This window comes from Pseudomonas sp. NPDC079086 (assembly GCF_044542155.1).
Lineage (GTDB): Bacteria > Pseudomonadota > Gammaproteobacteria > Pseudomonadales > Pseudomonadaceae > Aquipseudomonas.
Window position 1 is genome coordinate 9,244 of record NZ_JBITTY010000003.1, and the last position, 13,832, is coordinate 23,075.

Here is a 13,832-nt window from a genome sequence, read left to right on the forward strand (position 1 = left end):
ACCGGTGGTGCTCACAGCGGTAGTGCTGCTAGTGACACCTGTTGCGGTAGTAGCCGTGTTGGCCCACAAGTAGGTGGACGCATCACCCTCCACACCGGTCTGCGGATCAAACATGTAGCTCGCAGACAGTGTTTCACCCACGTTCAACTTGCCGCTGATACTAAGGTCGCGGATAGAAGGCGCAGCAGCGGGGTCAATCACCACGCCACCTTGGCCACCGCCAGTAACACCCGTGGCCGCCTTAGTATCGATACTGTCCGTATTACCAACAACACCTTGCAGGTTCTTCGCTTGAACCTGGAAGGTCAGTACATGGCCGGCATCATCATTGGCCAGCACATAGCTGGCTTCTTTACCGGTGTCGCCATGACCGCCGTTCAACCACGACTTGATCGAGTCGTCTTTCGAACCACTTCCATTATCTTGGTATACGTACACACCGGTCAGCGTACTACCCACGGTCAAGCTGCCGGTGATATCAGTAACCGTCACATGCGGAGGCACTTTCGGATCACCGGCAACAGTAATCTCTAGGATTGCGACTTGGCCCTTATACGGCAGAGTGGTGCTCGGGTCGGTTCTGGGCGTAACGGCTGCTCTCAGGATCATGCCTGGGCTATCACCATCCAATTCATTGAGTGTATAGCTAAATGACGTTGCGCCTGCAATAAGCTGCCCATTGCGAAACCATTCAACACTGGTCCCTACCTCTTTATCGCCGTCCTCGTCACTAAAGGCATAGCTCAGCGTTACAGTTTCACCGAGGGCAGGTGCATGTTTGTCAAACTTTAGGCTACTGGCGATTGGAGGTCGCCCTTGGATAATAGGGGTGAGCTCGGAAAAGTACTGTTCGGCATACACCGGCAAGCCGTAAGTAAACTGCGCCGCAATCAATATCGCAGAGGTAATTTTGTTTATGGCTAGCTTCATCAAAGTTACCTGAACCTGAATAGAAAATTTGAACAGTCAAGAAGCCAAAAACCCACAGGTTCGCTCTGCGTTACAGAAGATGCTTATCAAGCACTCACTGTTCTGTATTCGCATCCGCTGTGCTGGAGTTTTCCCCCGGACTTACGTTAAAAACAACACGAGCAATACTTACGGAATGAGGTAGTTACCGGCCGTTTGCGCGACAAACACTAACCGCATCACGTGCAGGTATACGGCACCACACAGCCGAACAAGCCAGGTACATACCGAGTCTGACGCCTCATACAAAACACTCTTTGATGACCTGCGTAAGCAAGACACTGGAGAGGAGTACCACTGAAGTAAAAGCGACATCACTGTGTGGCTTTAATTGGCTCAACGAGCACACGCATATACTTGAGTTGATTACGCGTTGGTATGATGTACGTTTTCGCATTAGCCCCGTTCACATCGACATAATCAGAACTATCTTGGCTAAGCTCTTGCCACTGGTAGGTGAAGCTACTGGACTCACACGAGCTGGCACACACCACAGTCGCGGTGAGCGTGCCACCCACCAATGGCGTAGTGCCAGTATAACTAACGGACACCACGGGCACCTGAACATCAATCTGGCTGGAGATGCTCATGCTTGAGGTATTGCCGATAATGCCGGCATCGTTTTTAGCGGTCACTTCAAACGTCAGGGTACTGCCCGCGTCAGAGGCAACAACTAGGTAGTTTTCTTGGGTGGCGCCGGTTAATACATCGTTGCCGCGGAGCCAACGCATGGTCGATTTATCGGTGGGCACACCGCCGTTAGCTGAAAAGGTATAAACCCCCGTCAAAGTTGAACCGATGCTGAGGGTACCTTCGATGCGTGTTACGTTAACTATCGGCTGCAAGGTGTTAGGAATGACGGTGACGGTATAGCTGGCCGAACCGAAGACTTTACCGGCGCCATCGTGCTCAACGGCAGTAATAGTTACCGTACCAAGCGCCAGAGCATTCAATGCACCGGTCGTCGGGTTGACCTCCAGTACATCCGTGTCAGAAGATTCGTAGCTCACCAGCGCTTGACGTCCGCCTTGAACACGCATGCCGGGGTCAGTGGTTAGCACCATCATGCTCATGGTGCTCAGTGCAAAGCTCAGCGGGGCGTACTTATCTTTTTCCTGATACTCGAGAACGATGTTGTAGTTACGATTGACCAGATCGGTCTTGGCTTGCGCAAGCGGACGTAGGGCAATCGCCTTTTGCGGATCAAGCAGTTCGCTGAATGACTTATCAAAGTCCCAGGTCAGACCCATGCCCAGTTCCCAGCCGCCTGAACCACCGTTCACTTTGGTGTGTTGGGCGTGCAGATCGAGCAAGGGAATCGGTTGATACTTGGCACCCAAAGTATAACCTTGAGGGTTTTTAACCGTCTGACTACGGCTGCCCGACACGTCTACCCGGTCACCGCGCCACTGAAAGTATTTACCGGAGAACAACAGTTGTTGGATGCCGGGTATCGCGGCTTCCACATTAGCATCCCAGCCCTTGGCTGCCCGCTCTTGAAGGATGCGAGTATCTGGATCACTGTTCAGGCGATGGTCGTTAGAGTTTTTCCAGCCGCTGAATGGCGCATAATAGTTGGCCGAGAAACGCGCCTGATCAGTCCATGCTTCACCGCCGATCCCTCCACGGGTGTGGTTACGCGACATGTCCTGGTCGAGAAAACCGTTAACCCCAAGCCACTGCTCGCCCACTTGCCTACGATAGCCCAGCCCGACGTTGGCCAGATTACGCTCACCAAAGGTACGTGCGCCTATTTGAGCGAACACAATGTCGATATCACGCTCATACAGCGGCTGCAGGTAATCCAGCGAATAGCCAACCTTACCGCCGTTGACGCTTGCTTGAATGCCTACTTTAGCGGTGCCGTTTGCACCAAGGAAATTCTCGATCTCACGAGACGCTGCGCCTGTCAGCCCACCCACTGCGCGCTGACCTAGCATCCCGGTCGGGTCAGAGCCTTTTTTCTGATCAGCTCCGAAAATCTGCGCCACACCCAACGCTTCCTGGGCCAAGGCGCTGGTCAGCCTCTCTTGTTCTTCTAGCTGTGCGGAGCTCAGCTGGTCATTACCTGCTGAGCCCACCGGGCCGGGCACCAAAATGAAATCGCCAGCCTTTAGCGTGTCCAGTTTGCTGGCGGGCATGACCTGCCTGTTTAGCGCGGTAAGCTCACGACCGGAGCGGTTGAATTTGCCGGCGACTGCGGGGAGGGTTTCACCGGGTTTTAGCTGATAAGTGATGTAGTTGTTATACAGCCGCGCCTCACCCAGCGAACTGTAAGGTACTAGTACTGCGGTGGACGACCAGCCGTAGACTTTAAATTGCTCGCGCAAAGCGGTCAGCGTACCGACCGACAACGAAAAACGTTCAGCAACAGCCTGTAACGCCTCGCCTTGAACCGGACTATAGATAATATATTGCTGAAGCTTTTCTTCAGAAGCAGTTTTCTGAAAAGGGGCTGCAACTGAAGAAACCGTATTAACGGCAAAACACAGCAACATCAAATAAGTTAACGATTGTTTCTTTTGCAGGGAGAACATTAAAACTTAGCCTCGATGGTCTATATACCGCGCACACAATGGGCGACAACACTACTCACTCATAATAATTTAAGCGATCAGAATATTATCAACGACCGGGACCTAGGCGCGACTTTGCGCTACCTAACTGGCACTTCACTCAGAGGTGAAGAAAATATCGTTGATGGATTTAAATTTTAATCAGTTAGGCTTTCTCGAGCGGCGTTACATTTCTGCCGCTCTTCGCTAATACGCCCATCTAGGATCGCCTGATTAGCATCCTTGGCTGTCACCGCAAACCCTTGCTCGTCAAAGGCACCCATCTGCAAGCGATAACTGGAAAACCGCTCCGCAACAGGAACACTAAACGACTGCTCCTCACCAGCTGCTAAAAATCCAAACGGGTAAAGAATGCTTGCCTTGGGATAACACTGATCAGCTATAGGCGTAACCACTAGGTATCCTTGAGCAATAGCAGCATCACCTGCATTAATCAGGGTGCCACCGACCGCCTGGGTCGAGCCATTACCCACCCCCATATGGAACGCAACCTGTAACTCAGGTGCCGCCCACGCGCTAACGGAAAAGAAACTAATAATGAGCGCTATCAACGCATTGCAATGTTGTTTCACGGCTTACTCATGAGAATGAATTTAGGGCGCGAAACATACACCAAAAAAAGCAATCGGAGCGTGAAAAGTCGTGAAAAACGCCATATCACAAGCATTCACATCAGGTCGCATATAAAAATTTGGAACAAGGGCCACTGAGGGTTAGTATTTTAAGCAATACATGCAACTAGCTTTGTAGGCGGCCGACGCTTGCTTATTTAAACAATGAATTAGATAGGATGGATGGGGGGATAAAAAATATTTGGATACATCAACACTACTTGATATGCTCTAGACGTGATTATAGTTGCTATTCGATTGCCAGTAGACTTCTTGATCAACGCACTGCGCGGGCATTATTGACATAACCAAGCACTGAGGCTGACAATTTAAAAACTATAGGCTAAACTATGGATAGGCTTGGGTTTTATTTGTGAATCGCAGACACTACAAGTGCGGCCTGAAGTTAGTATTACTTTACGAGCAACTAATATGAGCGATGAAGTTTGTATAACTCCTACATTACCTCAGTATCACATTCGCGCACATGAAGGCGACATAGCGTTCTGCTTTGACCCCTCCACACAACGACTGACGAATTATAAAAACAACCCCATAAAATCGGTGGATTTGGGTTTTGCGCAGAGTCGAATTCTAGAACTATTAATCAGTCGCCCCGATACAATATTGTCCCGCGGTGAAATATTTGAATTTGCCTGGCCTGATCGTGTCGTTGGACAAAATAGCCTAAATCAGGCTATTGCTGCACTGCGCGAGTTGCTTGGCGACGAACAAAAACGCCTGATCATTCAAACCGTACCGCGCCACGGCTATCGACTGAGCTCTGCGTTTATATGTTTGGCAATTGAGACCCCAGATATCGCCATACCCGAGACAGATATTGAGCCTTCTATAGAGCCCGCTGTGGGCCCGAGGACTGCGCAGGCAAAGCCGATGTGGTTTTTCTGGGTGAGCAAAGCCAAATGGCAGCGCATAGGCTTGTATGGACTACTTGCGCTCTTGAGCTTGAGCCTGTTGTGGCGAATTGATTGGGGTTTACTGACTCAGCACGGCATGGTGACCCAAAGTCGCCAAGTTGGCTATCAGCAACAGTTGTTTATTGCTGACAATGAGCATGCCTTAAGCACACTGATGGATGAAGTGTCACCAGTCAGTCAGCGGCTTAGCAATTTAGTTGAGTCGCCAACAGCGGTTATCTTTACAAAAATGCACAGTTATTATTCCTTTATCTGCATCGACGACGGTGGAGCAAGCGAATTTATTCTCGTACATCGTTCAAAAATTCGAGAATTGACTGATAAGCAACTGAAGGCGTGTCTTAAATGAAAATCAACAACTATCTTTATCTGGGCGTTGCGCTGCTGTCTATTGCGCACTTGGCGTACACCTTGCAAAGCAAGGCTACACCATTACAAGGTAACTACTTTAGTTCCGGCATTATCATACCCAGCAACGGAAAAGTATTGGACTACAGTATTCGCCTAAACGCAAATGACGATAAGCTGTATTACTTTAACCGGTTCTATGAGTCTAACATGGAATTTTTAATGCAATTTTCGTCTGGCTTATTCGGCAGCGCAAGATTAATCTCCGATGGCGCCCTGGCTGGGCTTCCTGATGAAAAGCTATTAACTCTTGATCGGGATATTGCATTTAATTACACCTACATCGGAAGACCTAACTCTAAACTTTCGCTATATCGATTAGATGTGGATAGCGGCTGCACGTGCTATTACATTCGCGAGATTTCACTGCCTCTCTGCGCTGGCACCGATCGCGTACGAAAGATCAAATGATCGACACATAATGTGCCGTTGCGATCGCCATCCTTGGCAAAACCATCTGGTTAACTCAGGCCAGACCGGTATATTCAACAGTGAAAAAATCCCTAACTAAATTGCCTGGACACAGGTCTTTTGAATAGAGCCAACCTTGCCCAGAAGTCACCCCTGCATAACTTAAGATTTCAGCTTGCTCGTGGGTTTCAATTCCCTCAGCAACAACCTTAAGCTCTTGGACTCGGGCGATGCTTATTATGTGCCACCACAAACCATCAATACAGTCGAGCTTGTCTGGAGTAATAAATGAACGATCTATTTTCAAAATATCAACGGGCAAAATATCGATGTAGGATAAACTGGAATAGCCTGTACCGAAGTCATCAATGGCAATCTGATGACCTTGCTCACGGAGTTTTTTCAGCTGAACTATAGCTTTATCTTTGTCCGCCAGACTTTCTTCGGTAATTTCAAACACAATCCGCGAAGTGGGCACTTGATAAAGTGCAAACAACTGCTTGGTGAACTCTGGAAAGCTTTCGTCCAGAAGATCTTCTGCTGATAAGTTGATTGTGATGTAAAAATCGTCACATGCCCAAATCAGACTTGCGTGATCTTGCGCGACCTTGGTGCACACCCGCCGAGTTAACTGACGCATATAGCCATCTCGTTGAGCCATGGTGATCAATATATTAGGACTCACGCTCTGCTCATTAAGCTTGCAGCGTAACAAGGCCTCGGCACCCAACCATTGCTTGGTGTTCATGTCGACAATCGGCTGGTAGCGGACTTCAAGCGTATTGCTACTGATCGCTTGACGAAACTTGGCCGACAAGGAAAAATATCTTGAATGCAAATCTAGCGCCACTTTCAACATTAGCGCAGCAAGCCCCAGACAGAGGGCTAGATAGACCCCGAGTACTTGCATATACAGGCTCATGGGGACCGAAACTACTGCTGTCAAGCCATCGATTTTAGTTGGACTGGCCATGTACACATTATTATTCTCGAAAACCAGTTCACTCGACTTAAGGCGGTGCGCAGGTGGCTGCCAAATGGTGCTTTGAGTTGTAAATACTGGCTCAAGTGTTCTTTCGTCCAGTAAATTTAGAGCTGCGCCAGCCGGTAATGTGAGCGAACTGATGGTGATACCTTTGTTCAGCCATACGTAAGCATGCTGCTGCCCAATGATGATCTCGCCACTGTCACTGCTGTCCTCTCGGCTAGCTTTAAACCAGTAATCGATGCCGCTGCTGGAACTATAATGATTAGCCTGTTTCGCACCGAGCATCAGCTCACCCTGCAGGGACTGCCCGTATGAGGTGCAGACCGTACCGTTATCTAATCTTACTGCACTGGCGTAAACATATCGCTGATTTTTAGTGGTTGCTACAAGTAGTGCCTGAATGTCTTGGGTGCACTGTTGCGCATCTCGCGATAGATCGTTCAACGATCTCAGGGCTGTTGCTGTTTGCATTTGTAAAGCTAAGAAGTCATCACCACTCTGCATGGCGACCGGTGCAAGCTCTTTTTCCAGATACCGCTCGGTCAGAAATTCCGAGACTAATAAAACTATGCAGAGAGCCAGCACCCCACTTAGTATGTTCGCTATACATTTACTCTCAGTACCGAAAATCTCTGGGTAACTGCTTTTAATTTGCGACTTTAATTGGCTAAATATCCTTTCAGGTTTCCTTGTAGGATCATTAAAAATTTCTATATTTTTCATGCTGCGTATTCACTGTCGGTCAATGTAGTTAAAACTATGCCTTGTGCGTCAACCTGGGCATAATCAAAAACGCTCAATTCACGATTTTTCACCCGAATATAGGCAGGGCGGCGGCGAATACTGAGTGCAACACCTGACCTTTCCGGTACGGTGCTGCCCCTATGTCTTATTCCGAACTTAGCGTTGAAGAGCGCGCCACCATTCAAATCGGTCATGCCCAAGGTCTTAGCCTGCGCAAGATTGCCTGCTTGATCAACCGATCCTCTTCCACCACCAGCCGGGAGCTGCGCCGCAACCGAGATGCCCGAGGCGGCGGCCCGTGTCGCTCAACAACAGATGCAAACCCGCCGTCAGGTTTGTCGACCCAAGGGAAAGCTGTTGCCGGGGAATGAGCGCTTCGACTTCAAGTGTCCAATTGAGGTTATGAGCGAGGTGATGCAAAAGGCCATAACTATGCGTCACGATGCTCCAGCGTTAATTCAATAACCGTGTTGCACTCTGCCCCTGTAACCGCCCTGCTTAAAGGTGAGCAGTTTGCAGGTACCTTTACCATACCCGCGAAGGACAACCGGCCAATCCTGTTCAGCGGAGCGCTCTGTCCAATCACGGACTAAATCGGTCATATCAAGCGGATTGTGAGCTATGGGGTCGATGAGCATGCTAAACATGATGCATCACAGGTCACTGATCGTGAAATGCGCCTTGTACAAGAGTCCAGTCAACGGATTGCGAACATCATTGGCAGCATCAACTCAATAACCGAGAAGACCAACCTACTGGCCCTAAATGCTGCTATCGAAGCTGCGCGGGCGGGTGAATCTGGTCGAGGGTTCGCGGTCGTGGCAGACGAAGTTCGTACGCTTGCTCAGCAGTCAGCTGAATAGGCCCTGGTTTTGTTGATGATCAACGCCCTCTATTGGCCGGTTACTGTCTAGCGCGACAGGCAGATATCCGCAAAAAACGGATAACGTTAGTGTTCAGCATGCCCCTAACGAATAGGCGTCTCGCAGTACACCCCTTCAGTGGGCCAGTGCAGACGGTGCTGGTACCACATAGGCAGCCGCGTTTCTCATTCACAACGCGCCCTGGCGTACAGAGCGTCTCCCGCTTTGAGTACAACATGAGCAAACGCAGCGCCGAAAGCCGAGTTTGACGCTGTGCTCAATTGGCCCCCGAGATGATCGTGAGGAGCTGAGCATGAACTATGAACAACGCGATACCTATGGCATTTATAAGGGCACCAGCAGCATAGGGAGCAACACCCACTTGAGTGGTGGGCCCGGACCTCAGTTGATGGGGGCAGACACCCTCATTGGAAATAACGTCTGCAATCAGGACGACGAAGATCTGGGTGACATCAAGGAGATCATGCTGGACGTGAGCAGCGGCCGGGTGGCCTATGCGGTGCTGTCCAGAATCATTGAGCCACAACAGGTGGCTTTCTCGGTATGGGCGAGAAGTTGTTCGCTGTGCCGTGGAGCGCATTGACGCTCGATACGGTTAATAAGCGCTTCGTGCTGGCCGCCGACAAGGAACGCCTCTCCCAGGCGCCTGGCTTCGACAAGGACAATTGGACTGATATGCAGGACCCGACCTGGAGCCAGGAAATCCATGCTTACTACGGCACGAAGCCGTATGTGGATGACCGGCTTAAGACCCATCTACTAGGCCCAGTACCGTTGTGCCAACTCGTGACTGATTGAAGGTGCATCTGGCAACTGGGCCGTGGGAGGCAAACATAACCATTCGATGATTGATCGCTGGTTATATTTGGTCCGAGGGCGTGAGTAAGCTCATGGGCAAGGGGAATCCTCCTGTGCCAGCGCTGCAGCAGCTTCCGCTGCGTGGCGGAAGTTTGATGCGGCTGTAACCCTCTGGAGTTGACCTCATCATGCCCCGATCCATCTGGAAATATGCCATCAGTTTCGGTCTGGCCCACATCCAGGTAGCGCTACTTAATGTCGGACTCCCTCGATCAATAAGCCTGATTGAGATATTGGGCGAGCGATATCCACGAGCCGAACTGTGCCGCGTGTTTGGCGTAAATCGCAGCAGTGTCTACGACGCGTCTACCTGTTATGGCGCCCACCCAGAAGAGAAATGAATTGCTGCTGACCGACCTCGAAAGCTTACTGAATCCCCATACGCGCTTTAAAACGGCGGTCACATAGCAACCGTTCGTCGGCGACATACGACAGCATGGAAATACGACAAACCCGTTCTACCCGCAGAATTACTGGGTTTCTCATTCATCGAATGATTTGAGAGTATACGATTCCTATACCGAAAAACAGACTATTGACAAAATGTCAATAGCTCGAAAGAATTTTTTGTTGACTGTATCGGTAACCAGTGTTTTGATCGCTATGAATTGACGGGAGGAATCAACCCCCGCAAGCAATACGAGAAATGCTGCATGTCATCTATCGCATACAACCTGGTAGGGCCAGGCAAGGACACAAAACACCTTAAAGTCGCAGAGAATTCCCCGAAAATAAGCCGACTCGCGCGCAAAACCAAGACACGCCGGACCAGTACCTATTTCCCAAGAAAACAATATCTGCTCGCACCCACCCCTACTGAGGTGGCAAGACGCCTAGTGCAACTGAACACCGGGAGAGCCTGCGCATGAATAGCATCGTAGAGTTCCCAGTTCAGCAAGCAATGGCTGCAGGGCACCGACAGGCGCTCAGATCGCTTATCGCGCGCGATATGGCATTCTTAACTCAAGAAGACGTTGCAGAGCTTGCAGCAGTTAGCCTCTCAACGGTCGAGTCCTGGCGCAAACACAACAGTGGCCCTGCGTACGTCAAATTTGGCCGAGCCTTCCTCTATCCGACAGAAAAGCTTGTGGCCTTCCTGCAAGAGCGCATGTGTGACCGTGAGGAAGATAAGCGAGAAATCATGAAGAGATGCCTGAGGCGATGAAACTAGGGGCCTTAGGCCCCTAGCTTAGCCTCAAACTCAAGCCTGCTTGGATAACTCTTCCCTCAAACGCTTGACCTCTTCGACCACCCAAGCCATGCCCTCAATGACAGCCTTTGAGGACTGCTCCTTCATCTTCAATTCACGATAAGCACGCTGCACGTCTTTCGCCTTGATGTGCGTGTACCGTTTCAACGTCTGCCAATCCCTATGGCCGGACATTACAGCCACCTGAGGCACAGAAAGCCCAATTGCAAAGAAGTTTGTAACGGCAAGGTGCCGCAGGTCATGAAAGCGAGTCCCTGAGGTAACACCAGCCCCAGCCCTTGCACGCCTGTAAGCAGCACCCACCGATCTGGAGTTATAAGGGAAAATACACCCGGATTTGCGACTGCCTATTGCCTGCTGCGCAATTACCCACGCTTCAGGTAGCAGGGGAACACGCTCATTCCGGGAAAGCTTTTCTGTCGGGTGCTTTCGCTCCCTGATTAGAACAGAGGGCGACTCAGGATTGCTGTCTACATCTTCGATTAGAATTCTGCATATCTCCTCCTGACGCATTCCTGTTGCTACCGCAAATCGGATCAAAGGCGACATCTCAATAGTTCGCGGCCTATCGTTGTCGAAATACCGGATAATCTTCTGTAACTCATCTTCAGTGGGGATAATTTCAAGCTCATTACTCTTGATCTTGTGATCCTCGCCCAGCTCTTTTCTGACCCTGTCTGCAGCATAAGCATCCACGTCCAGCTTCCGCTTTTTCTTGCAGTATCTCAGGACAGACGTGATTAACGATAAATCACCAGCAACAGTAACGCCCGAGCTTTTCCCTACCATTCGCTCTTGGGCAAACATGGTCAGAAAGTCATAATTCACGTCCACAAGGCTCACGATGCCTATCGTAGCCCTGAGGCGCTTATAAATTGCCATCGCGCTGCGCTGAAATTCTCGTGAGTTCGCAAGATAGTCATCAATACAGTCAGCGAATTTCAGGCCTTTTTCAGGCTTAATACCACCTGTAGCTTTGATCTGCTCAAGCTGAGTTTCTTTCTTCTTAGCAAATGCCGTTGCAAGTTTTTCTGTCGAAAACGTTTCATTAATATGTTTGTGGCCTTTTCGCCGAATTTGAACGCGCCATGAACCACTGGGAAGCTCAGTAATCGAAGCCATCTCGTGCACACTCCCTGCTCATTTTTTGATACCCAGATACTACCCTTCTCATGCCCTCGTGCACACTGTGTGCACACTAAGCTTTAAAAAACCAGCAATCGCATATTTTTAACCAAGACAATTAAAGATATATACCTATATGAATCAAGAGCTTATAGATACAACCCCTCATCAGGTGTCCAGGAAATTTAGCGTAGCACCGATGATGGATTGGACTGACCGGCACTGCCGCTTTTTCTTGCGCCAGTTGTCACAGCACGCCCTGCTCTACACCGAGATGGTCACCACCGGGGCCATCCTGCATGGTGATGCTGCACGCTTTTTACGCCATAGCGTGGCGGAATACCCACTGGCGCTGCAGCTGGGCGGCAGCGTGCCGGCGGACCTGGCGGCCTGCGCCAAGCTGGCCGAAGCGGCGGGCTACAACGAGGTCAATCTGAACGTCGGCTGCCCCAGCGATCGGGTGCAGAACAACATGATCGGCGCCTGCCTGATGGGCCACCCGCAACTGGTCGCCGACTGCGTGAAAGCCATGCAGGATGTGCTGGATATCCCAGTAACTGTGAAGCACCGCATTGGCATCAACGGTCGCGACAGCTATGCCGAGCTGTGCGATTTCGTCGGCACGGTGCGTGATGCCGGCTGCCGCAGCTTTACCGTCCATGCACGCATCGCCATTCTCGAAGGGTTATCGCCCAAGGAAAACCGCGAGGTACCGCCACTGCGCTATGAGGTGGCGGCGCAGCTCAAGCAGGACTTCCCGGAGCTTGAGATCATCCTCAATGGCGGCATCAAGACCCTGGAAGATTGCCAGCAGCACCTGCAAACCTTCGATGGCGTGATGCTGGGCCGCGAGGCATACCACAACCCCTATCTGCTGGCCCAGGTTGACCAGCAGCTGTTTGGCTCCTCACACGCTGTGATGAGCCGTTTTGAGGCCATGCAGAGCATGCGCGGCTATATCGCCGCGCACCTCGCCGAAGGTGGCAGCATGCACCATATCACCCGTCATATGCTCGGCCTGGGCCAGGGCTTCAATGGCGCGCGGCGTTTTCGCCAGTTGCTCTCAGTGGACATTCACAAGACCAGCGAGCCACTGGCGCTGTTTGATCAGGCAGCGCAATTGCTGCAAGGCCGCTGACTCGGGTAAGGTCGGGGCATCCGCAACCACAAGGCTGTGTCATGACCTCCAAGCTGGATCAACTCAAGCAGTTCACCACTGTGGTCGCCGATACCGGCGACCTCGACGCCATCGCCCGCCTGAAGCCGGTCGATGCCACCACCAACCCTTCCCTGCTGCTTAAAGCCGCTGCCATGCCTGGTTACAGCGAACTGCTGAAAAACGCAGTTACAGCCGGAAAAGGCGAGCTAGGCCTAGCCTGCGACCATTTTGGCGTCGCAGTGGGTGGCGAAATCCTCAAGATCATCCCCGGGCGCATCTCCACCGAGGTGGATGCGCGCCTGTCCTTCGATACCCAGGCGACCCTGAACCGCGCCGAGCGCCTGATTGGCCTGTATGAAAAAGCCGGCATTAGTCGCGAGCGGGTACTGATCAAGATCGCCTCAACCTGGGAAGGCATCCGCGCTGCCGAACAGCTGGAAAAGGCCGGTATTCAGTGCAACCTAACTCTGCTATTCACCTTCGCTCAAGCCCAGGCCTGTGCCGACGCCGGCGTGTTTCTGATTTCGCCCTTCGTCGGGCGTATCTACGACTGGTACAAAAAGGCCGAAGGCCGTGATTTTGTCGGCGAAGAAGACCCTGGCGTGCAGTCGGTTACGCGCATCTACAACTACTACAAGGCAAACACCTACCAGACTGTGGTGATGGGCGCGAGCTTCCGCAATATCGGCCAGATCGAACAACTGGCTGGCTGTGACCGCCTAACCATCAGCCCGGAACTGCTGCAGCAGCTGGCTGATGACCAACAGCCACTGGCGCGCCTTCTCAGCCCAGGCCAGGCTGCTGAAACCAAGCAGAGCCTGAGCGAAAGCCAATTCCGCTGGGCCATGAATGAAGACGCCATGGGCACCGAAAAGCTTGCCGAAGGCATTCGCCTGTTTGCCCGCGATCAGGAAAAACTGGAAAAACTGCTGACCGCCTAAACCCGGAAGG

13 protein-coding genes and 2 pseudogenes are annotated in these 13,832 nt (G+C 51.3%); 9 read left to right on the forward strand and 6 right to left on the reverse strand.

The genetic code is table 11. The features are described 5' to 3' along the window. The 3 genes from ACIGEK_RS14710 to ACIGEK_RS14720 form a co-directional block, all read right to left on the reverse strand. On the reverse strand, positions 1-930 hold a 930-nt coding region (locus ACIGEK_RS14710; RefSeq protein WP_397494041.1), incomplete at its 3' end, for a hypothetical protein. Between the two features lie 353 nt (positions 931-1,283). Continuing rightward, on the reverse strand, positions 1,284-3,506 hold the full coding sequence (locus tag ACIGEK_RS14715; protein WP_397494042.1) for an inverse autotransporter beta domain-containing protein: 2,223 nt from the start codon (positions 3,504-3,506) through the stop codon (positions 1,284-1,286). Between the two features lie 176 nt (positions 3,507-3,682). Further along, complete coding sequence (locus ACIGEK_RS14720) at positions 3,683-4,117, reverse strand: hypothetical protein (RefSeq protein ID WP_397494043.1); 435 nt, start codon at positions 4,115-4,117, stop codon at positions 3,683-3,685. Between the two features lie 471 nt (positions 4,118-4,588). On the opposite strand from ACIGEK_RS14720, the gene ACIGEK_RS14725 reads away from it, so the two are divergent. Then, positions 4,589-5,443, forward strand: coding sequence for a transcriptional regulator (locus ACIGEK_RS14725; RefSeq protein WP_397494044.1), 855 nt, complete (start codon positions 4,589-4,591; stop codon positions 5,441-5,443). Beyond that, on the forward strand, positions 5,440-5,913 hold the full coding sequence (locus ACIGEK_RS14730) for a hypothetical protein (RefSeq protein WP_397494045.1): 474 nt from the start codon (positions 5,440-5,442) through the stop codon (positions 5,911-5,913). The genes ACIGEK_RS14725 and ACIGEK_RS14730 overlap by 4 nt, the downstream gene beginning before the upstream one ends. 55 nt (positions 5,914-5,968) lie before the next feature. On the opposite strand, the gene ACIGEK_RS14735 is transcribed toward ACIGEK_RS14730, so the two are convergent. Then, positions 5,969-7,624 (reverse strand): EAL domain-containing protein, encoded by a 1,656-nt coding sequence (locus ACIGEK_RS14735; protein ID WP_397494046.1) that lies wholly within the window; start codon positions 7,622-7,624, stop codon positions 5,969-5,971. Then, positions 7,621-7,839, reverse strand: coding sequence for a hypothetical protein (locus tag ACIGEK_RS14740; protein WP_397494644.1), 219 nt, complete (start codon positions 7,837-7,839; stop codon positions 7,621-7,623). Before ACIGEK_RS14740 ends, ACIGEK_RS14735 begins: the two co-directional genes overlap by 4 nt. Here ACIGEK_RS14740 and ACIGEK_RS14745 point away from each other — a divergent pair. The 5 genes and pseudogenes from ACIGEK_RS14745 to ACIGEK_RS14765 all read left to right on the forward strand — a co-directional run. Continuing rightward, positions 7,786-8,026 (forward strand): annotated as a pseudogene (locus tag ACIGEK_RS14745) (helix-turn-helix domain-containing protein); the annotation flags it as partial. The gene ACIGEK_RS14740 and the pseudogene ACIGEK_RS14745 overlap by 54 nt on opposite strands. A gap of 230 nt (positions 8,027-8,256) precedes the next feature. Further along, positions 8,257-8,505: pseudogene (locus ACIGEK_RS14750) on the forward strand (methyl-accepting chemotaxis protein); the annotation flags it as partial. 316 nt (positions 8,506-8,821) lie between these two features. Further along, positions 8,822-9,112 carry a PRC-barrel domain-containing protein gene (locus ACIGEK_RS14755; protein WP_397494047.1) on the forward strand — a complete coding sequence of 97 codons (291 nt, stop codon included), beginning with the start codon at positions 8,822-8,824 and terminating at the stop codon, positions 9,110-9,112. Then, entirely contained in the window at positions 9,073-9,327 is a 255-nt protein-coding gene (locus tag ACIGEK_RS14760) for a hypothetical protein (protein ID WP_397494048.1), read from the forward strand. Before ACIGEK_RS14755 ends, ACIGEK_RS14760 begins: the two co-directional genes overlap by 40 nt. A gap of 925 nt (positions 9,328-10,252) precedes the next feature. Further along, a complete protein-coding gene (locus ACIGEK_RS14765; RefSeq protein ID WP_397494049.1) occupies positions 10,253-10,552 on the forward strand; it encodes a helix-turn-helix transcriptional regulator in 300 nt (99 codons plus the stop codon). Between the two features lie 36 nt (positions 10,553-10,588). Here the strand turns inward: ACIGEK_RS14765 and ACIGEK_RS14770 are convergent, their stop codons facing one another. After that, positions 10,589-11,719 carry a tyrosine-type recombinase/integrase gene (locus ACIGEK_RS14770; RefSeq protein WP_397494050.1) on the reverse strand — a complete coding sequence of 377 codons (1,131 nt, stop codon included), beginning with the start codon at positions 11,717-11,719 and terminating at the stop codon, positions 10,589-10,591. A 139-nt stretch (positions 11,720-11,858) separates the two neighbouring features. Here ACIGEK_RS14770 and dusA point away from each other — a divergent pair, with 139 nt between their 5' ends. Both dusA and tal read left to right on the forward strand, forming a co-directional pair. Next, positions 11,859-12,860, forward strand: coding sequence for a tRNA dihydrouridine(20/20a) synthase DusA (dusA, locus tag ACIGEK_RS14775; RefSeq protein ID WP_397494051.1), 1,002 nt, complete (start codon positions 11,859-11,861; stop codon positions 12,858-12,860). Positions 12,861-12,901: 41 nt separating this feature from the next. Further along, complete coding sequence (gene tal / locus ACIGEK_RS14780; RefSeq protein WP_397494052.1) at positions 12,902-13,822, forward strand: transaldolase; 921 nt, start codon at positions 12,902-12,904, stop codon at positions 13,820-13,822. Positions 13,823-13,832 lie beyond the last annotated feature (10 nt).